This is a genomic window from Pedobacter psychrophilus (genome assembly GCF_001652725.1).
Taxonomy (GTDB): Bacteria; Bacteroidota; Bacteroidia; order Sphingobacteriales; family Sphingobacteriaceae; genus Pseudopedobacter; species Pseudopedobacter psychrophilus.
This window is the reverse complement of record NZ_LWHJ01000029.1, coordinates 285,160-309,682: the sequence shown is the minus strand read 5'-3', so window position 1 is coordinate 309,682 and position 24,523 is coordinate 285,160. Positions and strand designations below refer to the sequence as shown.

Below are 24,523 nucleotides of genomic sequence, written 5' to 3'. Positions count from 1 at the left end.
TATATAGATAACTAAACCTTAAAACATGAAAAAAAACCGCTCTATATTCTTTCTGCTACTCAAAACTATTACATCTAAATATAATTTATCAAGCCTTAACACCAGCCTACCCAACTAATAAATAACAACTTGTATCTTAATTTGACAAAACATCGTACTACTTAAGAAAAAAAATATCATGCAAAAACAACAATTTAACCCAAAAACTGTATGCTTTTGGTTTTTAGCCTTTAGTTTTCTGCTTACCACAGGTATGCAATGTAAAAAAGATAAATCTGATACAATAGGTCTACCTGCAGTAACACAAGAAGGCAAAAACACTTTAGGTTTTTTGCTTAATGGAGAAGCTTGGACACCAAAAGGCTTTAATGGTACTGCAAATTTAAGTATCTATTATGATGAAGGATTTAGAGGCGGAGTATTTAATATTTCTGCGTATAGACTATTTGGAGATAATTCAGATTTAAGAGAAAGAATTACCATTGCATCTGATTCTGTACAAACGCCACAAAAAATAACATTTGGAAAGAAAAATTTCACAGTGGTGTACAGAAATGAAAATTGTGATTTTGGAAACAATAATAACTCCTCACTTGAAGGTTATTGTGAAATAACCAAAATAGACAAAATTAATAAAGTTTTCTCAGGTGTTTTTGAATTCAAATTTACCAAGCAAGGATGCGAACCAATCAATATAACACAAGGAAGATTTGATATGAAATATTAACCAATAAAAACTAAATCATCATGAAAAAACAAAAATTTAAAAAACTACAAAACTTAAGCCTTTGGCTTTTAGCCTTAAGCTTTTTGCTTATCACTGGTATGCAATGTAAGAAAGAAAATACTGATACCCCCGGTTTACCAGCTGCAACACAAGAAGGCAAAAACACTTTAGGTTTTTTGCTTAATGGGGAAGCGTGGACACCAAAAGGGTTAAAAGGCAGCAAGGCCAATTTAAGTATTAGCTACGACCCAACATTTAAAAACGGAGTTCTTAGTGTTTCAGCATTTAGATACTTGAATTCAGATGATGATACTTCATTTGCTTTAGGTATTGTTGATAGTTTGAGCACTAAGAATATACCCTACAGATTTGAAGTTAAAAACAAATCATTAGGTTCTCTAAATTTCTCAGACAAGAATTTCTGCGATTATCTCCATGTTGACACCACGATATATCAAAAAGGCTATTTGTTAATCTCAAAATTAGATAAAACACAACGAATAGTCTCTGGAAGCTTCGAAGTGACTATATATAACGAAGATTGTGGTGATACCATTAAAATAACCCAAGGAAGATTTGATATGAAATACTAACCATTTAAATAATTAAAACCATGAAAAGGAAAAAATTTAAAACACAAAGCTTTTGCCTCTGTCTGTTAGCCCTATGCTTTTTGCTTACAACTGGCATGCAATGCAAAAAAGACAAAACAGACACACCCGGTTTACCAACAGCAACACAAGAAGGCAAAAACACATTAGGTTTCTTGCTAAATGGCGAAGCTTGGACACCAAAAGGGTTATTAGGCAGCAGTGCTAATTTGAGTATTGATGTGGATTTGACATATAAAAAAGGTGTTTTTAATATTTCGGCTTATAATAGCACTTCCTACAAACCTGATGTGATATATTTTGGTTTGGGTATTAAAGATAGTTTAAACAACCAAAGCATTCCAGTTACATACCTTTTAACAAATGAAAGCCTGTTTGGGGTATATTTTTCTAATGATGACTGCACCTTAGATTATTTTAATAGTTCCATTAAACGTAGTGGAAGTTTAACCATCACAAAACTAGACAAAGTCCAACGAATAATTTCAGGAACATTTGATGCTAATTTATCATTGAATGGCTGTTCTGATGTTAAAATAACCCAAGGAAGATTTGATATGAAATACTAACCATTTAAATACTTAAAACCATGAAAAGAAAACAATTTAAAACACAAAATTTATGCCTTTGGCTTTTAGCCTTCTGCTTTGCGCTTACAACGGGTATGAAATGCAAAAAAGATAAAACTGATACCCCAGGTTTACCCGCCGCCACACAAGAAGGTAAAAATACTTTGGGCTTCTTGCTAAATGGAGAAGCTTGGACACCGAAAGGATTCAATGGTACAGCGAATTTAAGTATCTACTATGATGAAAATTTTAGAGGTGGTGTATTTAATATTTCTGCTTATAGACTATTTGGAGATAATTCAAATAATAGACAAGGCTTTGCAATTGCATGTGATTCAATTCAGACGGCACAAAAAGTAATTTTTGGTAGAAAAAATCTTACTGTCGTTTATCAAAGTGAAAGTTGCGATTATATAAGTAACGATGTTATTATGGTAAACGGTTATTGTGAGATAACTAAGATTGATAAAATCAAAAAAATATTTTCTGGGATTTTCGAGGTAAAATTTACCAAGCAAGGATGTGAACCAGTAAATATAACACAAGGAAGATTTGATATGAAATACTAACCATTTAAATACTTGAAACCATGAAAAGAACATTGACCACTTTAGTTTTGGGATGCTTAATCCTGTGCTGTTTTAATGTAAAAGCACAAACACCAGATACGAGTACGGTAAAAAAACTATTGCACTATATTATGCAACCCTTAGATAAAAGCCAGGTACCCTCTGGGTTTTTAGAAGAATATGGTTGCCCTATTTTGCCTATGGCTACCTTTAACGGTATCTTAACAGATAGTAACCGGGTAGATTTGAATTTGTGGCGTACCCTTTACTATCAATTACAAACCGCCTATTGCCAAAACGGCACTAATCCACTACCCATAATCACTAACGTAAATGCCACCATTAAACAAAATAAAGCCGAAGGTTTACCTATACCTATTCCATTATTAATTGGGCAATATGATAATGTAAAAACCAATGCTTTTAGTAGTAACCTGCTCAGCTATAACAATAGCACTAAACAAGTATCAGATGTAAATGGGCGTAGCCAAAACCCATACCAAACCAGCAATCTTTTTGCAGCATGCCCTATTTATCCTTTTACCAAAAACGGTACTGAAGATTTTATTTTAAAATCTAACCTAGTTTATAATAATACTGGTAAAACTATTACTGCCGCACAAATTAATTTTGACGATGGGCAGGGATTGCAAAGCTTAACTTTTGATGTACCAATATCGGTAAGTTATGCCGATACCGGATTAAGAAGATGGACGATTAAACTCACATTAAGTGATAATTCAATATTACAATGTTATAGCGATTATAGGGTACTAAAAGCCGCAGCGGTTGCTCAAAGGTTTGCTGTTAATAATACAACGGTGCCTACATGGGGAGTAATTAATGCTGTTAATAATGTACACAGTGGTGCGGTTATCACGGTAGCCTATAGTGCAAATAATAACACCAATACCTTACGTAAACCACTGATAATTGTGGAAGGTTATGATGTAAGTGCCATTGCACCGACAATTGTTGAAGACTATAACATTAATGATTTTATTGGTGCACTAATTAGGGAATCACAACCTTACGATTTCAATAATCAGCTAGATGATGTTGCAGGGTATGATTTAGTTTTCATTAATTTTAATGATGGTGCTGATGATTTAATGGCTAACGCTTTAGTGGTAGAAGAAGCTATAAATAGGGTAAATGCGAATAAAGTTTTGGACAATAGGTTTGGGAACATTATGCAGCAAAACGTAATAATGGGTTTAAGCATGGGCGGTCTTATTGGTAGGTATGCCTTAGCAAAAATGACAAAGAATAATGAAAATACACAGACCCGTTTATTAATCACCCATGATAGCCCGCACCACGGTGCAAATGTTCCACTAGGCTTACAATATCTCATCAGGATGATGGGAAATTTTGAATTGTTTGACTTAAACGTTAGAGATATTTATGCTGATTATGATGAAGCGCTAACACTTTTGGATGCTCCTGCAACTCGACAATTACTTATATACAGAGCCGTTACAGAAACAACTTTTGCAAATAACACTTTTTTAGATGGTGCGTACCGAAGTATGATTACATTTTCGCCATCAGACCCACAGCCTTCCTATAGGTTTATTGCAACAAGTTTGGGGAACGAATGTGGCAACTCTTTATTTAGCCCCGGCTCTACATTTATTAATTTGGGTGCTGGGGTTTCCGCGGGATTATATGGTAGGATTTTATTTTTTAAGGTGCCTATAGTCTCCTATAAATTAGCTGCAGAAGTCGAGGCTTACGCGTTGCCAAATACAGGTTCAACCGCTAAAATCGCTCGGCTATATACTGTTAATAACCTCAAATTATTTGGTTTTATAAATATCATAAAACAATTATACAATCAAACTGCCTACGCACCAGGAAACCATTTAGCAATTGATGGTGTTCCAGGCTCAAATTATCCAATATTAGATTTTGATGGTTTGGATGCAATTACTGGGTTACCAAGTTTTAATTTAAACTTGAACGTAGGATTTAATTTGGGACCATACTTAGGAGGATATTTTGGAGCTTATGCTTATAATAATGGTGTAAATATTAATTACACATTTGTGCCCGTTTCAAGTGCATTAGATGTCAGCCCTTTTAATACAGGTTCACTTACTAGTCGATATGTTAATAGTATTAATGGAAATTACCCATCAAGTAGTAATGGATTTATAGCTCAAGAAAATAATACTAATGCATCAATATCTAATAATACTCATATTCGTTTTACAGCCAGAAATGCAGAATGGCTTTTTAATGAAATGGAAAATGTCTCAAACAACACTTTAAATTGTTCTAATAATTGTATTTCAGTTCCTTTAAATAATTCTTTACTTCAAGGTCCTAATCAATTCTGTTTAAATGGCACTTACAGTATATTTTCATTGCCTTCAAATGCATCAATTACATGGTTTGCAACTGGCTCATTAAGTATTTCTGGTTCTTCAAATACTAATTCAGTTATCTTAACTTATAATGGTTCTGGTTCTTCGGGTGTTCTAACAGCATCCATAACTACACCATGTATTAACACACCCGTTGTATTAACTAAAACTATTGAGCCACCTGTTAGGTATGAAATTTCAGGGCCTTCTATTTTTTGTAACGATGCTAGCTATAGTATTAATGATTTACCAGCAAACTCCACCGTTGTATGGAGTGCTACGGGAGATGTAAGTTTGGATTTATCTAGTACAGCAGGAAGCTTTGCTGAATTAATATCTACCATACAAAATGGATATGGCACAATAACAGCTACTATTACTACTCCATGTGGTGGTACTACTACATCCTCTATGAGTGTAATTAGTAGCCCAGCTTTTATACAAAATGTCCAGATTTTGAATCCAATTGGACAGTATGGTATACCGGTATTAGAGGGTGGAACCATGGTTTTACAAGCTGATGATGTTCCAGGTGCACAATTTTACGAATGGTATAATGGCGATAATTTAGATAATTTAATTCTTACAACTACAACACCTAATCTGCAAACCATAAATTATAATTACGATTGTGGCGTACACAGTATGACCGTCAGAGCATATACCACTTGCTGGATACACATATCCTAATGAGGTTTTGTATGAGAGCTATCAAGAAAATTGTTCGATGTATCGATTTTACCCAAACCCGGTAGATCAAACACTTACAATAACTACTAATAAAGCCGAGAAAGAGCTTAAACTATCTAAAAACACTTATATAGATGTTACACTTTATAGTGATAAAGCCAAAATAGTTTACCAATTAAAAAACACAGCTGACAAACAGATAGAAATATCCACAAAAGAGCTACCAGAAGGTATTTATTATCTGCATATTAAAGAAGGAGAAAAAGTAGAGAAAAAGCAAATTGTTATTAAGCATTAACATTAATTGATTGCTCTACTGCAATTTTCCATTACCTAAAAAATGAGGAAAGTTTAAACTCTCCTCAATTCTAATTACAGTGCCCCCTCTATCCAATCTAAAATGGTTGATGTAGAGGGCTTTTTTTGGCTCATAGCATATCAATTGTCGACTAAAAATCTGAATCTCAGTTTCATCATAATCTAATTTTTTGAACTTTAAGATTATAATGAGGCTTATTTTGACTTGATTAATCATATTTAAGCCTTTTTTAAAAGTTATAGTAAAATTCCCTCTTTATCCCAAATGGTGTAAGTGTTCCAAAAATTAAGAAAGAGCGTTATTAGGCTTATATAAGAATAATTTAAAGGCTATAATTACTTCCTCAATTATAAAAGAGGGCGATAAGTACATTGTAAGTTTAAAAACTCATGTACCTGTAAAATCGGTGATCCTTTCTTTAAAGCATAGTGATGGATTCTTTTCTGATAATTATTTTGACCTTATCCCGGTGAGTAAAACGGTGAAACTTACTGTAAAAAATGGGCAACAGGTTATTGCAGTTGATGTGATGAGTTATTTGGTTTTTGATTCTTATAAAAAAAAAAATTATAAAAAAAGATTCTAGTTTAGTTTAATTAAATCTTGTAGTTATAATTAAGCAGTTTACTAAAAAACATTTTTGCTTTTAAAATCATTTATAGCATGGTTCGCCGCTCTAGCGGTTAAAGCCATATAAGTTAAAGATGGGTTTTGAGATGCAGTAGATGTCATACAAGCTCCATCCGTTACATAAACATTTTTGCATAGATGTAACTGGTTCCATTCATTAAGTAAAGATGTGTTTGGATCTCTCCCCATTCTAACACCACCCATTTCATGATTTTCATGACCAGGAACTCTTTTGGTATCAATGGTTTTAATATTGGAATATCCAGCTTTGGTAAACATGTCACTAAATTCTTTAAAAAAATCCTTAAGCATTTTCTCGTCATTTTCATCAAAATCAACAGAGAAACGAGCTTGAGGTATTCCGTATTTATCTTTTTTAACCGGATCTAATGTAATTGTGCTTGTTTCTTTAGGGATAGTTTCGCCCATCATATTGGCAGTAATTACCCAATTACCTAATTTTGGATTCAACAACTTCTCTTTTAAGTCATCACCAAATAACCCTTCCTCAATTAAATTCATTCTAGAAGAATTTATCAGGGTATTATAGCCTCTTATAAAGTCTTTTTCTTGTTTATAAACATTAACAAATCTTGGAATAAAAGCCGCATTAGGTCTTCTACCTTCAATATTTGTGTCTTTTAGCTCATCAAATTCTGCGGTTACTTTTCCTCTATAATTATGAAATGCAATGTATTTTCCCAATAAGCCATTATCATTTGCTAAACCCTTGGGAAATCTATCTGATTTAGAGTTTAACAGGATTAGATTGCTGTTCATGGCTGAGGCATTTAAGAAAATTATTTTTGCCGAAATTGTTCTTACATCTTTAGTAAAAACATCAATCACTTTTACACCAATTGCCTTTTTTTGATCATCGTCATAAATAATGGATTGAACTACTGTATTTGGCATAATGGAGAGGTTACCCGTTTTTTGCGCCCACGGAATAGTTGATGAATTGCTAGAAAAATAACCTCCAAAGGGGCAACCTCGTTCACATAAATTTCTTCGTTGACATTGTCCTCGCCCTTGTTCTAAATGAATTGGATTTGGAGTAGAAAGATTGGCAACTCTAGAGGAAATTAAGTGTCTATCCGTATACTCCTTCTTCAAATAATCCTGAAAATGCTGATCTAAACAGGTGAGTTCAAAAGGGGGCAAAAATTCGCCATCAGGTAATGTTTCTAAGCCATCTTTATTGCCAGAGATACCTACAAATTTTTCTACATAACTGTACCAAGGTGCAATATCTTTATACCTTATGGGCCAATCTACGGCAAAACCATCTTTTAAAGGGCCTTCAAAATCAAAATCACTCCATCTTTGGGTTTGCCTAGCCCATAATAAAGAGCGCCCTCCAATTTGTTTACCTCTTATCCAAGCAAATGGTTTTTCTTGTATATACTCCTGTTCCGAATCCTTTTTTAAAAAGTGTAAAGTGCTTTCTCCAAAAATATAATGTGTATTTACTGATTGATATTCTTTAGCGATGTTATAGGGTACGCTCCCTCTATGAGAAAATTCCCATGGATACATATTGGTTGTTGGGTAGTCTTTAATATGTTCTACATTTCTACCATACTCTATCATTATGGTTTTTAAACCTTTTTCTGTCAACTCTTTTGCTGCCCAGCCCCCTGTAATTCCAGAACCAATCACAATTGCATCAAATATTTCTTCCATCAATAAATCTTAAGCCTTTAATTTTACGCAACCATAGTAATTGCCTGGAACTAATTCATATGTAACAAATTTTGTCATCACGTATTCAGAATTTTGGTATCCAATAACTGCCCATTTGTGACTTTCTTTCAAAAGAAATTGTAAGTTTTGAGGGTGATTATGCTTTTTACATAAGCGTTGATAAAATGCAGTTTTCTCAATGGTATTTAGTTTTGAATAATCAATAATATTGCTTTTAAAAAACTTCTCTAATTCATAAAAGCCTTCCTCAAGCTTCTCTTGATTGTCTTCCGAATAGCAATCATCAAACATTTTTAGTGTAAAAGCAGATAAATGAAGTTCTTTAGCGCCGTAAGTTTGATTAGAAGGCAGTAAATTCTCCAGATATTCTGAAAATATACTTTCTTGATAACTACTAATTTTGATATGAATTAATCTGCTTGAAATTAATCCATCAGCATTTATACAGCTTGGAATGAGTAAACCGCTGCCCGCTAACAATAATAGTTTTTGAAGGTAATCTCTACGCGTCATAGTCATATATTATAATACAAACATTCAGCCTTATAAGAGTAGAAAAAATGAAGATTTATAGGTAGGTGTATTATAGTTTGAAATTTATTTAATCTATAAATGTGCAATATTATACAAAGGACATCGATTCAGTATTAGTAAAGTTTTAAACCTTTACTAGTTACATTTTTCATGCACAGTTTACTTTACAACTTATCTTTCCATATCATACAATTACTTTTTTAAGTTGAGTTATAAATTTATCTACGCAACGCATTTATTTTTAGAATTTATTCATCATTATTTTATCAATTGAATTATCAAATTCATAATATGTTTTAACTAAAACTAAATTCAGTTTTTTTATCATTACAACTCCTTTAAATTTCAACCAAAATTAAATTTCCCTTTTTTAACAATTCCGATACTCCTAAAGCAGTTTATAAATGTTATCTATTTATTAAAACTTAAGCAACCAGTATGAATATTAAGAAAATTCCTCAGTTTATTTTTTCCTTAACTTTTTTGTTTTTATCCGCAAGCTTTAGTGCTTTTGCTCAAAAAAACATCCTAACTACACCCGGTACATTTTCTATAGGTTGTAACTATTGGGCATCTCATGCGGGTACGCACATGTGGCGAGATTGGAAAGCCGATGTTGTGGAAGCAGATTTTAAACAGCTTTCTGAAAACGGGATTAAAGTATTGAGAGTATTTCCTCTTTGGCCAGATTTTCAGCCCATTCATAGAGTTTATGCCGATGAAGGTAAACTGAAATTTATAAGCTTAGGTGATGATATGCCTTTACCCACCACAGGTGTTGGCAGAAATGGAATGAGTGAAAAGCAATTGGGTCATTTTAAAGAAATGACTGTTTTAGCATCAAAATATAAATTGAAATTGGTAGTAGGTTTAATTACCGGATGGATGAGCGGTCAGCTTTATGTTCCGCCAGCGTTAGAGGGAAAAGATATTTTAACCGATCCAGAATCTTTAATGTGGCAACGAAAGTTTGTGACCACTTTTATTGAGCGATTTAAAGACCAAGAATCTATTGTTGCTTGGGATTTTGGTAACGAGTGTAATGTGATGCAAAAGTTAGATAACTCTTATCAAGCTTACGCGTGGTCTTCTGTAATTTCAGGAGCCATCAGAAGTGCAGATCAAACTCGCCCTGTAATTTCAGGTATGCACAGTTTAAAAGCAGGTGAATGGGATGCGTGGAGAATTAAAGACCAAGGCGAATTAACCGATTTGTTAACTACCCATCCTTATTCTTTATGGACTCCTTATGCCAGCCAAGCTGGGATAAACACCATGAGAACCATATTACATGGCGCTGCAGAAACTCGTCTTTACAGTGATTTATCAGGAAAACCTGCCTTGTTAGAAGAAACCGGAGTAATGGGTCCAATGACCGGAAGCGAGACAACAAAAGCAGCTTTTGCCAGAACAGCTTTATTCTCTAATTGGGCAAACGAATGCCAAGGTACATTGTGGTGGTGCGCTTATGATCAGTTAAGTTTTTCTTTCTCTCCTTATAATTATTCATCTGTAGAAGGCGAATTAGGTTTAATTAAAGAAGACCGTACACCAAAACCTGTGCTTGCAGAATTTAAAAAATTTAGTTCTTTTATAGATAAACTTCCCTTTAAAACTTTACCTACCCGTAAAGCAGAAGCTGTTTGCATCCTTACAGAAGGACAAGATCAATGGCCTGTAGCTTATTCAAGTTTCATTTTAGCTAAACAAGCTGGCTTCGATTTCGAGTTTCAGAAAGCAAACGAAGAATTAAAAGATGCTAAATTATACATGCTACCATCTTTAAAAGGAATTGACCCTGTTTTTAAAGGTTTTTGGTATAAATTACTAGAAAAAGTAAAAAATGGTGCTGCCCTATATTTATCTATGGACGATGCTTATTTACCTACCCTTACAGAACCATTAGGTATAGAAATTAGTACCAATACGCTAAGAAGTGGCGATTTACAGTTTACCAATACTAAGTTGATGACGGAGCAAATGAATTTTGCGATGCCTGCCGTAAGGAAATACGAAATCATTTCTAAAAACAATTTGATTTTAGGAAAAGAACCAGACGGAAATCCGGCTTTTATAGAATCTAACTACGGAAAAGGAAAAATTTACTTTTTAACCTTGCCTTTAGAAATGAATGCCATTAGCAAAGCAGGTTCTTTTGATGATGGTGCTTATCCATACAACAAAATTTATAAAAAGATAGCTGCGCCAATAATAAAGGATAGAATTATTCAGCAAGAAAATACTTCAGTGGGAATTACAGAGCATTACATCAGCGAAAGCGAAGCAGTTGTAATTCTAATTAATTATAACCCGAAAAACACGGAGACTGAACTGAAATTAAAAGACGGATGGAAAATTTCTGGAAGTTTATACGGAGAAACACCAAAAGCAACTAAAATTAGCATAAACGGAAACGATGCTTTGGTACTAACTTGCAAACGTTAATATCAAACCTAAAATTAAGATGAGGAAGATTGCTTGGCTTAGCCCAATAGTTTTTACTTTAATTATTGGACAAGCTTTTGGTCAAAAATTACCTAAGCAACCTGTTGATTATGTAGATAATAAAATAGGTGTATTAGATGTAATTTCTAATTGTGCTATTGGGCCGCAACTTCCGCATGGTTCTATAGCTCCGGGACCACAAACTAAAGATGGCGAGGATGATGGCTACCATCCTGATAGACCAATTAGAGGTTTTGGACAAATACAACAAAGTGGTACAGGCTGGGGTACAAACGGACAAATATTTTTTTCTCCACAAATAGGTTTAGCTGTAGGAGAGGAGGAACATGATTCAGAAAAATCTAACGAAAAAGCTACTCCTTTTGAGTATGCAGTTACTTTAAACAGATATGATATTGATGTTAAATTAACACCCTCTTACCATTCGGCAATTTATCAATTTCAATTCCCAAAGTCGGAAGAAGCTAACCTATTGCTAGATATTACCCACAATATTCCTCAAGATATTAAAACCAGAATTACAGGATCTTTTTTAGCTGGCGAAGTTAAATTTGATGATGATTCTCATCAAAAAATATCGGGATATGGAACTTATATTGGCGGTTTTGGTGGTGGAGCCTACACCATTTATTTTTATTGCGAGGTAGATAAAAAACCAAACGCTATAGGAACTTGGAGTAATGGCAACATTCAAAAGCAATCGGATTTTCAATCTTTAAAACAAAAAAATGATAGAGTAGGAGCATACCTAAATTTCTCGACCAAGGAAGATGAAATTATTACCATGAAGGTGTCTTTATCTTATCAAAGCGTAGCTCAAGCCAAAGCATGGTTAGCCGATGAAATCCCTGCTTTCGATTATCAAAAAACAAAATCTACTGCTAAAGAAATTTGGAACAATGCCTTAAAAAAAATTGAGGTAGATGGCGGTGAGGAAAAAGATAAAACCATTTTTTATACGGCACTTTATCATTCTCAGTTAATGCCAAGAAACCGCACAAACGACACTAAAAATTTTGCTAACGGTGTACCTATGTTGGACGATCATTTTGCCATTTGGGATACCTGGCGAACGGTTTATCCTTTACACAATCTCATTAATCAAGAGGTAGTTGCCGGTACTGTGAATTCTTTTATTGCTAGGTTTAAAAAATTTGGCGTTGTACGAGATGCTTTTGTAAATGGCAACGATATGAACAATGAGCAAGGCGGAAATAATGTGGATAATGTAATTGCCGAGGCTTATTTAAAAGGGGTAAAAGGGGTAGACTGGGTAAAAGCTTATGAGATTTTAAAATATAATGCCGATGAGCAAAGGCTAGGAAGTTATATCTGGACAAAAGATAGTACCCAAAAAGTGTATAAAGAATTGGGCTGGATTCCATCTGGAATTATGAATGTCTCCATCACTTTAGAATACGCTTATAACGATTTTTGTATAGCACAAGTAGCCCAAAAGATGGGAAAAACAGAAGATTATCAAAAGTATTTAAAAAGAAGCCAGCAATGGATAAACCTTTGGAATAAAAATGCGGAAAGCGATGGTTTTAAAGGTTTTATCATGCCAAAAGATTTAGATGGCAATTTTAAGGAAGTCGATTTAAAAGCTTACCCTGGTTCTTGGAAAAATTACTTTTACGAAGGCTCATCTTGGAATTATTCGTTTTTTGCTCCACATCAAATAGATAAACTGGTGAAGCTAAACGGTGGTAAGAAAAAGTTTGCAGAAAAATTGAATTATGGTTTTAAAAACCGCTTGATTGATTACAGTAACGAACCCGCTTTTTTAGCAGTGCATGAATTTATTTATGCAAACCGACCAGATTTAGCTAGTTATTGGGTTAAACAATTGATGGAAAAATCTTTTAATTTAAAAGGTAACCCCGGCAATGATGATAGTGGAGCAATGAGCTCGTGGTATATTTTTTCTGCCATGGGATTTTTTCCAAATGCTGGTCAGGATATTTATTACTTAACTGGGCCTTTGTTTAAGGAGGTGAAATTACATTTAAGTAACGGTGCTACCTTAAATATTTCTGCTCCAAATGCATCAGCAAAAAACATTTATATACAAGGCGTAATTATTAATGGAAAGAAATGTAAGAGTTATATCATCAATCATGAAATGATTGCTAATGGCGGAACCATTGAGTTTAATATGGGTCCAAATCCTTTGTAATTGAATAGCGTATTTACTATAAAATCATCGATTAAAAAAAATCAAAAATCCTTCTTTTAAGCTCAATTATGAAAATTATTAATGCAAATAAATTACTTAGCTTTCTTTTAATTACCTTATTGCTGAGTATAATTATTGTTTCCTGCAAAAGTCAGTTAGGGTTAAATTCTAAAACAGCTTCATCCAAAATCATGGTTTATTCTACCGTTAAAGGCGAATCAAAAACATTTAATAAAACAGCAGATTTAAGTTTTAGGCCCGATCCTCAACCTTCTGAATTAGTCCCTACTATTATCATCAATCCAAAACAAACTTTTCAAACATTTATAGGTATTGGCGGAGCAATAACTGATGCATCTGCAGAGGTTTATGCAAAACTCCCATTGGCAAAGCAAAAAGAACTAATTGATGCTTATTATAGCTCAAGCAAAGGAATTGGCTACACCATCACCAGAACGAACATGAATAGTTGCGATTTTTCGTCCGCTAGTTATGTTTATGTGGATGAAAATGATAAACTGCTAAATTCTTTTAGTGTTGCCCACGATGAGGAATTTAAAATTCCGATGATTCAACAAGCACTTGCAACTTCCGAAGGGAAAATGAAACTTTATTTCAGCCCTTGGTCGCCACCAGCTTGGATGAAAGACAATAACAACGTTTTGCAAGGCGGTAAATTGAAACCGGAATTCATGCAATCTTGGGCGAATTATTATGTGAAATTTATTAACGAGTATGAAAAAAGAAATTTGCCAATTTGGGGTTTAACCGTACAAAACGAACCATTGGCAAAGCAAAGATGGGAATCTTGTGTGTACACTGCTGAAGAGGAACGAGATTTTATTAAGAATTTTTTAGGTCCTATTTTATGGAAAAGCGGTATGAAAGATAAAAAATTAATTGCTTGGGACCATAACCGCGACCTAGTTTACCAAAGAGCAAGTGTAATTTTAAACGATCCAGAAGCTGCTAAATACGTTTGGGGAATTGGTTTTCATTGGTACGAGACTTGGACAAAAAGCGAACCGCTTTTCCAAAATGTTAAAAACACCAAAGATGCTTTTCCAGATAAAGAGTTAATTTTTACCGAAGGCTGCCAAGAAAGATTTAATTTGGATAGCATACAAAATTGGTCTTTAGGAGAAAGATACGGTAACGCTATGATTAACGATTTTAACAACGGAACCGCCGCTTGGACAGATTGGAACATTTTATTAGATGAAAAGGGCGGTCCAAACCATGTTGCAAATTATTGTTTTGCACCAATACACGCAAATTTAAAAACGAAAGAACTGATTTATACCAATGCTTATTATTACATAGGCCATTTCTCTAAGTTTATAAAGCCCGGAGCTAAAAGAATTGTTGCCTCGCCTACCAGAAGTCAGTTGCAAACCACCGCATTTTTAAACCCTGATGGCGAAATTGTGGTTGTAGTAATGAACAATACCAAAGGGAAAATAGATTTCCAGATGTGGATGGACGGGAAAATTACGGATACTGCAATTAGTGCGCATGCAATGAATACTTATGTGATTAAGTGATTTTATTGAACATCGTAAACTTAATATGATTTTAAGTTTACGATGTTAATCTAGATCAATTCAAACAAAAGCGGGTCTGAAAATAGCTTTTTACAAAGCTTCGGGATTATTCCGTCTTCCATACTTTGCTAACCCCCTTGTTAGCTGCTGCCCTTGTTCACGTTTATACCTTAATAATTATTTTTCCTTTTGCCTTTCCTGTTTCACTATATCTATGTGCTTCAGGCAATTCATCAAGATTATATTCTTTGTCAAATATAACCTTCAATTTATTTTCAGCAACTAGTTTTGCTAAAAGTTCAATGTTTTCGGGAGACGGTTTATTCATAAAACTTTTGAATTTTTTAGAACCAAAGTAAGATAGTAATTGTGCTATCATAGCTTTTGGCGTTGGAAGTGTATTAATCATAATTCCACCCTTTTTTATTATTATTTTTGTTTTACTTATATCTAAAGTACTTACAGTGTCAAATACAATGTCGAATTGCTTGTTAAGCATATAGATATCTTGCTTCGTATAGTCAATAATAACATCTGCACCCAAAGCTTTCACATTCTCTATATTATTTGTGCCACATACTGCTGTAACTTTTGCTCCTGCTAATTTAGCTAATTGAACGGCTGCAATCCCGACACCTCCATAAGCACCATTAATTAAAACCTCGTCTCCTTTTTTTAACTTCCCTAATTGATGTAAGGCATTATAGGCAGTACTCGCAACTACGGGTAAGGTTGCACCTTGCTGAAAACTTACATTGTCAGGAAGTTTAGCAATAGCTGTTTCAGAAATGGCAATGTATTCTGAATAGCTACCAATCTTCATACCTGTTATGGCTATAACTCTGTCGCCCTTTTTAAATGAGTGAATATTTGTACCTATTTCTTCTATGATACCTGAACTTTCTGTGCCTAGTATTTTAGGAAATTTGTTTCCTGTAAAAAATTTCATACTCCCATTTCTTACCTTGTAATCCCAAGGATTGACTGTAGTATAATAGTTTTTTACTAAAACTTCGTCAGCTTTAATAGAGGGAATTGGCATTTCTACCACTTTAAGCTCATCTGCTGAGCCATACTTGTTTATGATTACTGCTTTCATTTTTTCATTTTTTAAATTATTACACTGTTATATTTTCAAAGAAAAAAAACTATTTGATGCCTTTAATGAAATTATGGATAATGTCCTCCAATACCTTCTCTGCTTCTTTTTCTTTTTTTGAAAGATTTTTATGAGCTACTTCGTAAAAACCGTGAACTAAGCTAAACCAATGTAGAAAATGTACAATATTTTTACTTGACGCAATTTTTCCAATCACACTCTTAACTGGTTCGGCTGCTTGAGTTAGTATTTCGGGCGAAATACTTTTGCATAAACTATTATTTTGAGAAAACATTAATTCGTAATATCTTGAGTGTTTCAAAGCGAAACGATAATGAGCTAAACAAATTTCAATCAATTGTTCTTCTGGATTTTCTTTGGACAAAGTTGCCATCACATACTCATCTCGTAGCAACCTAAAACCTTTTTTTTGTATCTCCTGCAATAGCTGGTCTTTGTCGCCAAACTCAGAGTAGATTTTAATAGTGCTGTAACCAATTTCTTTAGAAATCTCTCTAACAGATGTCTTAGCCCAACCGTATTGGTTGGCATACACAATTGTTTTCTCAATAATTTCGTCTCTACTAAGTTTCATCATCACTTGGTTAATGAGCTACAAATATAACACTGTTATTTTTATTTGCAAATTTTTTCTTTTTAAGTTTTCAAACAGCTTTTCTAATTTTAGGGTGTTTATACGGTTACTGCTAATCTTTGCACTGTAGCTACATGGTTGAATCTAATGAAAAGGGCTTTGTGTGGGTTGGGAATTAGAATTTCGTCCACTTGGAACCGAAGCACAATCAAAATACTGATAATAAAGATAAGAACTAAAAGCCAATTGATTTTCAAATGTGGATGGACGGTACAATAACTGATACCGCTATTAGTGCACATGCTATGAATACTTATTTGATTAAGTGATCTTTAGTTAGTGCTACACTTTTCTGATTTGGATATTCGCATTAACACTTACTTTCTGTGAGTGTATTCGATGAGTTTAAATAAGTTATGTTATAGGATTTTTCTTCGGTAAGATGCTGAAACGAATTCCTACGCCTGGAAGCAAATTTTGATTCACTAGACTAACTTTACTAAACCCATTTTTATATGCCGTTTTTATTCCTCTGTTAATAGACTCGCGTCAAAATAAAATGGTTGTGCAGAAATTAGTCTATTATTCTTAATTATATAAATCTGTATCATCTCTGTCTCAATTGTTTTGTCTGTTGTAAAAATCGTCCCATAAATTTTTGATATAGCAAAAACTTTATTGTCAGATGAATAATACTCTGTATTTAGCGTTTTAAATTCTCTCCAAAAAAAAGAGAATTTTTTGAAAAAATCATTCAATCCATCTATGCCAATTTATTTCCCACCATACGGAAGTGAATTCGCTTGAGTTAAAACGAAGTTGTCCGACAAACAATTATAAGCACCTTTTTTGTCACCGTTTGCAAGGTGCTCATAGAATTTTTTTACTAATTCTATTTCAGCCTTCATTTTATTTAGTTTGAATTTGTTGCATAAGGCTTGACCAATCTACCACGTCCCAATGTTCCACAAGTTTCCCATTTTCAATACGCCACCAATCGGTCCCTGTCCAAGTTACTTTTACATTCGAGGCTGGAATTCCAAAAAGTTCAGCTTTATGCGTCCCTGACCAAGAAATTCTAGCAACTATGATGTCTCCTTCTACTACAATTGCGTCAATATGTGCTGAAATATCTGGAAAAATACTTTCAAACCATTTCGAGCCTTCCTGAATGCCCTCTAATCCTTTTTTTACCATTGGATTATGCTGCTTATAATCCTGTGAAATAATTTCTCCAAACTTGTCCGATTGTTTTGTTGTCATAAGTTCTACGAACCTTATAACCAGATGCTTTTTTTGATCTGTTGTCATTTTGCTCTTTTTTTGGGTTTGACTAAAAGTTGTGGCTGTGAATAGCAGTCCACACATAATAAAAACTACTTCTGCATATCTCATTATTATAAAATAAATTTAATGATAATACAAAAGTAGAGAGCAAATATTTGTTTGAATTGTATAAACGGTCCGTTTAATTGAAGATTCGGGACATTATTATTCTAAACTCTAATGGTGTTTTTTCATTCATTCTTTTGAAGAAATTATTGAAATGCCCTGTGTTTTCAAATCCCAAATCATAACAAATGTCTTTTATTTGATTTTCACTATAAAAAAGTTTTCGTTTTGCTTCTAAATTTATCCTATCATGAATAATAAATAATGCTGTTTGGTTAGTGTTTTTTTTGCAAATTCTATTTAACTGTTTGGTAGTGATTGATAGCATTTGAGCATATTCTTGTACTTCTTTGAATTTTATAAAATTGTCTTCAATTAGGTGTAAGAAATTTAAAAAGGGAGTATCTGTTAGAGTTTTTCCTTTAATTATATCTCTTTCTTCTCTCCAAATATACGTAAGCAATATTTTGATAAAACTGAAAACAAGTTCGTTTGATTTTTGACTTTTTCCTTCTAGCTCTATTTTGATTTGTTGAAAGAGAGTGGTAAATAAATCGTTTTTTTTCAGATAATAGGCAGGCGATTTTGAAAACTTGCCAAAAAGATTATTAAGTTCATTACCTAATAAGCCAAATATTTCTTTTTCTAATGAAATTGCATATCCCAAATTATGTGTGTCAGGTTTTGCCGTTATGTAATGTACCTGATTGTAGGAAACTAAAAAGAGTGAGTTATCAGTAATTGGGTATTCTTCAAAGTCAATAAAGTGACTTGCATTTCCTTTTTCAAAATAGAAAATCTCATAATGTTTATGCGAATGAGGATTGCTAACAAACCCTTTATTGTAAGTTTTGTAATCAATTTGAAAAAATTTAATATCGTTTTCTTCCATTGCGGATGTCGTTCTAAAGTGGCATATAACAAGCTGCTGTTTGATAAGTTATTAACTAAAGAAATTCTTTCTCTGTTTAACAATCATATTTTTCCACCTCACTCTTCAAAAAGGCTATCTGTTTTTTAACTTGTTTCAACTCCTTAATTTTACTTTCTATCTGTAATAGTTTACCATCTAAAATAGATAGTTTTTCATCTTTTGTGATTTTCTTACTGTACCAAGCGTTTATCAGTTCTTTAATTTCTGATAAGGTAAACCCTACAGATTTTGCATCTCTAATTAATTCTAATTTATCTATCACTTCATCATCGTAATAGGTGTAATTATTACTTTTTATATTGTCTTTTTTCTTGCCCACAAATAAGCCAGATTTTTCATAAAACCTAATGGTAGCTATCGGTAAGCCTGTTTCTTTAGCGAGTTGATTAATTAATTTCATATAATGTGGAAAACTTTATACTAACTATAAACTATACTTCATACTTTATAGTTTCAAAGTTAGTGTTTACTTTTGATTTTTAAATAAAAGAAAATGACAAAGACAATTTTAATAACAGGGGCATCAACAGGCATAGGTAAACTAACTGCTATTTATTTTGCAAAAAAAGGGTGGAATGTTGCTGCAACCATGCGAACGGTAGAAAAGGGAAAAGATTTATTAAGCTTCACTAATATTAAATTATTTGCTTTAGATGTGATGGATGAAGGAAGTATTAAACAAGCAATTGATAATACCATTTCTGCATTTGGCAATATAGATGTGTTGTTTAATAATGCTGGTTACGCTTTGGTAGGTGCTTTTGAGGCAATGGATCAAAACCAAATTAAAAAGCAATTTGATACCAATGTTTTTGGAGTAATGAATGTAACCAGAGCCGTTCTTCCACATTTTAGAGCTAAAAAAGATGGTGTAATTATCAATACAACATCAATGGGTGGGTTAATCACTTTTCCTTTATATAGTGTTTATCATAGCACCAAATGGGCTTTAGAAGGCTTTATGGAAAGTTTACAATTCGAGCTAAAACCCTTCAACATCAAAGTAAAAAATATAGAACCAGGTGCTATCAAAACCGAATTTGAAAACGCAATAGATTATGTTTCTACCAAAGCATATGATAATTATACGCATCAGGCTCACAAAAACATGTTAGATTCTTATAAAACTGCTCCCACAGCAGAGGTGGTAGCAGAAAAAGTTTGGCAGGCAGCAAATGATGGTTCTTATCGTTTGCGATACCCTGTTGGCGGACAAGGTCCATTATTACTTTTTATGCGTTGGTTATTGCCATTATCTTGGTTTACAAAAATGGTAAGAAGCCAGGTAGAAAAAGGAATTAAAAATTAGTAAAGAAAGCGAGGAGATTCATCATTTCCAATATATACTCGAATGAAATTTATAACAGATTATTTTAATGCAGAAAAATTTGAAAGTCTTTTTTTTGTGGGAATTGGGATTTTAGCAATTGTCTCAGGTATATATTTTTGGTTTGTTATTAAAGAACCATTTCAAAAGGGAATTGCAATACCATTAATTCTGATTGCTTTTATTCAAATTACGGTAGGAGCAATTGTTTATGTCAGAAGTCCGAAAGATATTTTAACAGTACAAAACATCGTAAAAATTGAGCCTGAAAAAATACAAACTATAGAAATTCCTAGAATGGAATTGGTAATGAAAAACTTTGTGGTTTACAGATACGTGGAAATTGCGCTCATGCTTTTAGGGCTTATATTGTATTTTTATTTCCCAAGCATATCCTTTTGGAAAGGTATTGGGTTAGGATTATTTATGCAAGCTGGTTTTATGCTTTTGCTAGATTTTTTTGCAGAAAAACGAGGAAAAGAATATTTACAGCATTTAACAATATTAATGACTGAAAATGTTTAAATATTGTTATTTCAAACAATTTTTTTACAACTGAATATCAGAAAATTAGTCAACCCAAATTATAATTAATTCTTTCTTATACTCTTTCAACGTATTTTACTTGTTTATAAAGGTAGAGGAAATAAGATTTTTCTTGATCAATTATAGATTTTAATGTAATTAGAAGAAGAGATTTTTTAAAAAACCTTAAAATTTTGCCTAGTTAATAGGCATTTAACACCACAAATTTGATTAGGCCGGTTTAATAAAATGAGGAAAGTAATTATATTTTTAAGTTTAATTTGTTTAATCATCAATTCGGGAATTGCTTACGGACAAAAGCAAAAAGTTTGGTTAGATGCTGATACAGGCAACGAAACAGACGATGTTTATGCAATTGTAAGATTATTGAATGATACCTCCATAAACTTAGTGGGTTTAAGTTCTGCTCACTTTAACAATGCAGATTTGGTGGCCTTTGATAAATGGAATCAATATCCCACAAAAAATATAAATACGGTCAAAATATCGCAACAGCTAAACGAAGAAATTTTAGCGTTAAGCGATAAATTAAACATCACACATCCAATAGGTGCCGATAGGCAAATTGGAAGAGCGTGGGGTGGAACAAATTATCGCAGTTCTGATGCAGCTAAGCAAATTATTTCGGCTGTAAAATCACTTTCACCAAATGAAAAATTACATATAATTTCTTTAGGAGCATTAACAAATATTGCATCTGCTGTTGCAATGGATAGCTCAATTACAAAACATATAGAATGCTATTTATTAGGCGCAAGGTATGATGCAAAAAATAAATATTGGGATAAAAATGAGTTCAATATCCGTAACGATTTAAACGCTTTTGATTATTTGCTAAACCAAAAATCAATACAACTAATTGTAATGCCTATAACTACTGCAGAACCTTTTAAGTTTGAAAGAGACTCATTATACGCTGTTTTTGATAGTGATAACCCAGTTTTAAAATACCTAAAGCAACGCTGGTTAGATACTAATCCAGATGATAAAGTAAGAACATTATGGGATGTTGCCTTGGTAGAAGCATACTTAAATCCATCGTTTGCAACAATAAAAAAGGTTAAAACACCTTTAGAGAATACACCTCGCTCAATATCAGTTTATACAAAATTTGATAACAGAAAAATGAAGGAGAGTTATTACCAATCTATTCAAAAGTTAAAGGAAAGCAAATGAGAAAGCTTAGTTTATTTTTAATATTGAGTTTCTTTTTGTTATCAATTTCTCAATTTGTTTTCTCGCAAAAGAAAATGCCTACTTGGCCTGTACCTAACGGAAAATTAAAAGTCATTATTGATACCGATGCCGCTAATGAAGTGGACGACCAATGGGCGATGGCATTATTGCTGGGATATCCAGAACGTTTTCAAATTGAAGGCTTTGTAGCCGCACATTATGGCACAAGAGGCGGAGTAAAAGGAATTCAAAAATCTTACAATAATATTTTGGAGGTTTTAGATAAAGCCGGCTTTAAGGATAAATTTATTATAAAAATGGGTTCCGACCCTATCTCTTATTTAGATGCGCCACCTCTATCAGAAGGGGTAGATTTTATCATCGAAGAAGCTAAAAAAGCTTCACCAGAAAACCCGCTATGGGTAATTTCTTTGGGTGCTGCAACAAATGCAGCTGCCGCCATATTAAAAGATTCTAGCATTAATAAAAACATAATTGTTTTATGGCATGGCAGAACAGCTTGGCCAGAACGTTGCTGGAATTTTAACGCTACTAACGATCTTAAAGCGGTACAGGTTTTATTTGATGCTACAGCGCCATTCATTTTGTTTGATACCGGTTCTAATTTAAATATGCCAATGCATGAGTCTGAAATAAGAATTGCAAGCAACGGGAGCTTTGGTCAATATTTACATGATATTAGAAAAAAATCGGCATACGCACAATTACCCGATAAAGGAATGTTTGATTTAGGCGACATTGCTGCCCTTATAGATGTAAATGTAGTAAAATGGGAAACAGCAAAATTACCTTCTGTAAAAGATGATTATAAGTATGATTTTAGTAAGAATAAAGGCACTTTCACAAGAATTTATGATATAGAAAGAGAAGCTACTTTTAAATTATTAGAAGAGGCTTTAAGAAGAATTAAAATACAAAAAGGTGAATAAAACTATGAGAATAATTTATACAAGATTTATATTAATAACAATTATAACTACAACGGTTGCATGTAGCGTAAACAAGGGGTCGCAAAATTCAGAATTTAAGCCTTTAGCTTATAAAGATTCTGTAATACTTCCCAAGCCATTTGCAACTAAATCAGTAGTAAATAATTCAAAGATTGTAGGCTGGCCAGTAGGTCTAATGCCTAAAGCACCAGAAGGACTTAAAGTGTCTTTATTTGCCGATAGTTTGGATAATCCTAGGTGGATTTATACGGCTCCTAACGGGGATATATTTGTTTCATTAGCCAATACCATTGATGATGGATTTATAAAAACTGCTAATATGAAGAAGCCTGGATTAAAAAGCAGTAACACCATAATTTTGTTGAGAGATAAAAATAATGATGGGATTCCAGAATTAAAAAAGACCTTTTTGAAAGGCTTAAACCGACCATTAGGCATGCTAATACTTAACGGAAAGTTTTATGTAGCAAATACAAACGGACTTTGGACTTACGATTATACAAACGGGCAGGAAGAGATTAAAGGCGAAGGCAAAAAGATTTTAGATTTACCTGCGGGTGGTTATAATAACCATTGGACAAGAAATATCATTGCAAATCAGGATGGGACTAAAATTTATATTTCGGTAGGTTCTGGAAGTAATGTTGCCGAAAATGGAATTGCAAACGAAGTTAATAGAGCCTGTATTCTAGAAATCAATCCTGATGGAAGTGGACAAAGAATTTACGCCAGTGGTTTAAGAAATCCGGTAGGGATGGGCTGGAGCAGCACTAATGTACTATGGACTGCAGTTAACGAAAGAGATGGTTTAGGCGATGATTTGGTGCCAGATTACACTACAAGTGTAAAAGAAAACGCATTTTATGGCTGGCCTTATGCTTATTTTGGTAAAAATCCTGATCCCAGAATGAAAGGTGAAAAAATGGATTTAGTAAATTCTACTTTAGTCCCTGATGTTTCGTTAGGTAGCCATACTGCTTCTCTTGGTTTAGCTTTTAACAATAAGAATGGTTTAGGAAATAATTACAAAGATGGGATGTTTATTGGGCAACATGGTTCTTGGAATAGAACTGAGTTAAGTGGATATAAAGTAGTATTTGTTCCTTTTAAAAATGGAAAACCTTCTGGGCCAAAACAAGATTTTTTAACTGGTTTTATTGCCAATATAGAGGGAAGTTTAGTTTATGGAAGACCAGTAGGCGTTGCTTTTAGTAAAAATGGTTCATTATTAATTGCTGACGATGCCGGCAAGAAGATTTGGAGAGTGAGTAAGCAATAAGAATAATAAATTATAAAAATTAAATTAATTATTCACGCATTTAAGCTGCGTTTATTTTTGAAGTTCGATATTTGAGGGGTTATAATTTAAACTTTAGTAGGTTAACGATATAAGTACCAATTTTTTGCTTTTATTAATCAAAAAGGACTTATTGGTTTGATGCAAGAAGGTAGCTTTGAATAAGTTTAATTAGGAAAGATAATAAATAACGTTTTCTAATACTCTATTTGCCCTTACCAGATGTTTATTAAGTAGAATACAGTTTTTCTATAAAGAGAATAGTACAT

The 24,523-nt window shown here is 33.2% G+C and carries 23 protein-coding genes; 15 read left to right on the top strand and 8 right to left on the bottom strand.

Annotated elements, in window-relative coordinates; genetic code table 11:
* The first annotated feature begins 178 nt into the window (after nucleotides 1–178).
* The 6 genes from A5893_RS13590 to A5893_RS13565 are packed head-to-tail and all read left to right on the top strand — an operon-like array spanning nucleotide 179 to nucleotide 5,836.
* The gene (locus A5893_RS13590; protein ID WP_068823122.1) at nucleotides 179–727 is read left to right on the top strand and encodes a hypothetical protein; all 549 of its coding nucleotides are present in this window, start codon (nucleotides 179–181) and stop codon (nucleotides 725–727) included.
* A 20-nt stretch (nucleotides 728–747) separates the two neighbouring features.
* Entirely contained in the window at nucleotides 748–1,320 is a 573-nt protein-coding gene (locus A5893_RS13585) for a hypothetical protein (protein WP_068823121.1), read from the top strand.
* A 20-nt stretch (nucleotides 1,321–1,340) separates the two neighbouring features.
* Nucleotides 1,341–1,907 carry a hypothetical protein gene (locus tag A5893_RS13580; RefSeq protein ID WP_068823120.1) on the top strand — a complete coding sequence of 189 codons (567 nt, stop codon included), beginning with the start codon at nucleotides 1,341–1,343 and terminating at the stop codon, nucleotides 1,905–1,907.
* Nucleotides 1,908–1,927: 20 nt separating this feature from the next.
* Complete coding sequence (locus A5893_RS13575) at nucleotides 1,928–2,476, top strand: hypothetical protein (RefSeq protein WP_068823119.1); 549 nt, start codon at nucleotides 1,928–1,930, stop codon at nucleotides 2,474–2,476.
* A 20-nt stretch (nucleotides 2,477–2,496) separates the two neighbouring features.
* Nucleotides 2,497–5,538: a lipase family protein gene (locus A5893_RS13570; protein WP_068823118.1), complete on the top strand. Its 3,042-nt coding sequence runs from the start codon at nucleotides 2,497–2,499 to the stop codon at nucleotides 5,536–5,538.
* Between the two features lie 37 nt (nucleotides 5,539–5,575).
* Complete coding sequence (locus tag A5893_RS13565; protein WP_068823117.1) at nucleotides 5,576–5,836, top strand: T9SS type A sorting domain-containing protein; 261 nt, start codon at nucleotides 5,576–5,578, stop codon at nucleotides 5,834–5,836.
* A 15-nt stretch (nucleotides 5,837–5,851) separates the two neighbouring features.
* On the opposite strand, the gene A5893_RS13560 is transcribed toward A5893_RS13565, so the two are convergent.
* Complete coding sequence (locus tag A5893_RS13560) at nucleotides 5,852–6,073, bottom strand: hypothetical protein (protein ID WP_068823116.1); 222 nt, start codon at nucleotides 6,071–6,073, stop codon at nucleotides 5,852–5,854.
* Nucleotides 6,074–6,188: 115 nt separating this feature from the next.
* Here A5893_RS13560 and A5893_RS18340 point away from each other — a divergent pair, with 115 nt between their 5' ends.
* On the top strand, nucleotides 6,189–6,443 hold the full coding sequence (locus A5893_RS18340; protein WP_198342333.1) for a glycoside hydrolase family 2 protein: 255 nt from the start codon (nucleotides 6,189–6,191) through the stop codon (nucleotides 6,441–6,443).
* A gap of 41 nt (nucleotides 6,444–6,484) precedes the next feature.
* On the opposite strand, the gene A5893_RS13550 is transcribed toward A5893_RS18340, so the two are convergent.
* On the bottom strand, nucleotides 6,485–8,173 hold the full coding sequence (locus A5893_RS13550; protein ID WP_068823114.1) for a GMC oxidoreductase: 1,689 nt from the start codon (nucleotides 8,171–8,173) through the stop codon (nucleotides 6,485–6,487).
* Nucleotides 8,174–8,182: 9 nt separating this feature from the next.
* Nucleotides 8,183–8,707: a gluconate 2-dehydrogenase subunit 3 family protein gene (locus A5893_RS13545; protein ID WP_068823113.1), complete on the bottom strand. Its 525-nt coding sequence runs from the start codon at nucleotides 8,705–8,707 to the stop codon at nucleotides 8,183–8,185.
* Nucleotides 8,708–9,166: 459 nt separating this feature from the next.
* Here A5893_RS13545 and A5893_RS13540 point away from each other — a divergent pair, with 459 nt between their 5' ends.
* The 3 genes from A5893_RS13540 to A5893_RS13530 all read left to right on the top strand — a co-directional run bounded on the left by A5893_RS13540 (nucleotide 9,167) and on the right by A5893_RS13530 (nucleotide 14,917).
* Nucleotides 9,167–11,173 (top strand): glycoside hydrolase 5 family protein, encoded by a 2,007-nt coding sequence (locus A5893_RS13540; RefSeq protein ID WP_082911441.1) that lies wholly within the window; start codon nucleotides 9,167–9,169, stop codon nucleotides 11,171–11,173.
* A 19-nt stretch (nucleotides 11,174–11,192) separates the two neighbouring features.
* A complete protein-coding gene (locus A5893_RS13535) occupies nucleotides 11,193–13,373 on the top strand; it encodes a GH92 family glycosyl hydrolase (protein ID WP_068823112.1) in 2,181 nt (726 codons plus the stop codon).
* Nucleotides 13,374–13,441: 68 nt separating this feature from the next.
* Entirely contained in the window at nucleotides 13,442–14,917 is a 1,476-nt protein-coding gene (locus A5893_RS13530; protein WP_068823111.1) for a glycoside hydrolase family 30 protein, read from the top strand.
* Nucleotides 14,918–15,080: 163 nt separating this feature from the next.
* On the opposite strand, the gene A5893_RS13525 is transcribed toward A5893_RS13530, so the two are convergent.
* From A5893_RS13525 to A5893_RS13500, 5 genes are all read right to left on the bottom strand, one after another.
* Nucleotides 15,081–16,016 (bottom strand): NAD(P)-dependent alcohol dehydrogenase, encoded by a 936-nt coding sequence (locus A5893_RS13525; RefSeq protein WP_068823110.1) that lies wholly within the window; start codon nucleotides 16,014–16,016, stop codon nucleotides 15,081–15,083.
* 49 nt (nucleotides 16,017–16,065) lie between these two features.
* Nucleotides 16,066–16,614: a TetR/AcrR family transcriptional regulator gene (locus A5893_RS13520; RefSeq protein WP_082911440.1), complete on the bottom strand. Its 549-nt coding sequence runs from the start codon at nucleotides 16,612–16,614 to the stop codon at nucleotides 16,066–16,068.
* Between the two features lie 906 nt (nucleotides 16,615–17,520).
* On the bottom strand, nucleotides 17,521–17,922 hold the full coding sequence (locus tag A5893_RS13510; RefSeq protein WP_262497038.1) for an ester cyclase: 402 nt from the start codon (nucleotides 17,920–17,922) through the stop codon (nucleotides 17,521–17,523).
* A 157-nt stretch (nucleotides 17,923–18,079) separates the two neighbouring features.
* The gene (locus A5893_RS13505; protein WP_068823106.1) at nucleotides 18,080–18,895 is read right to left on the bottom strand and encodes an AraC family transcriptional regulator; all 816 of its coding nucleotides are present in this window, start codon (nucleotides 18,893–18,895) and stop codon (nucleotides 18,080–18,082) included.
* A gap of 76 nt (nucleotides 18,896–18,971) precedes the next feature.
* Complete coding sequence (locus A5893_RS13500; protein WP_068823105.1) at nucleotides 18,972–19,337, bottom strand: MerR family transcriptional regulator; 366 nt, start codon at nucleotides 19,335–19,337, stop codon at nucleotides 18,972–18,974.
* Nucleotides 19,338–19,430: 93 nt separating this feature from the next.
* Here A5893_RS13500 and A5893_RS13495 point away from each other — a divergent pair, with 93 nt between their 5' ends.
* From A5893_RS13495 to A5893_RS13475, 5 genes are all read left to right on the top strand, one after another.
* On the top strand, nucleotides 19,431–20,246 hold the full coding sequence (locus tag A5893_RS13495; protein ID WP_068823104.1) for an SDR family oxidoreductase: 816 nt from the start codon (nucleotides 19,431–19,433) through the stop codon (nucleotides 20,244–20,246).
* 42 nt (nucleotides 20,247–20,288) lie between these two features.
* Entirely contained in the window at nucleotides 20,289–20,789 is a 501-nt protein-coding gene (locus A5893_RS13490; RefSeq protein WP_068823103.1) for a hypothetical protein, read from the top strand.
* 249 nt (nucleotides 20,790–21,038) lie between these two features.
* Complete coding sequence (locus A5893_RS13485) at nucleotides 21,039–21,986, top strand: nucleoside hydrolase (protein ID WP_068823102.1); 948 nt, start codon at nucleotides 21,039–21,041, stop codon at nucleotides 21,984–21,986.
* Nucleotides 21,983–22,936 (top strand): nucleoside hydrolase, encoded by a 954-nt coding sequence (locus tag A5893_RS13480; protein WP_068823101.1) that lies wholly within the window; start codon nucleotides 21,983–21,985, stop codon nucleotides 22,934–22,936. Before A5893_RS13485 ends, A5893_RS13480 begins: the two co-directional genes overlap by 4 nt.
* A gap of 4 nt (nucleotides 22,937–22,940) precedes the next feature.
* Nucleotides 22,941–24,236: a PQQ-dependent sugar dehydrogenase gene (locus tag A5893_RS13475; protein ID WP_068823149.1), complete on the top strand. Its 1,296-nt coding sequence runs from the start codon at nucleotides 22,941–22,943 to the stop codon at nucleotides 24,234–24,236.
* Nucleotides 24,237–24,523 lie beyond the last annotated feature (287 nt).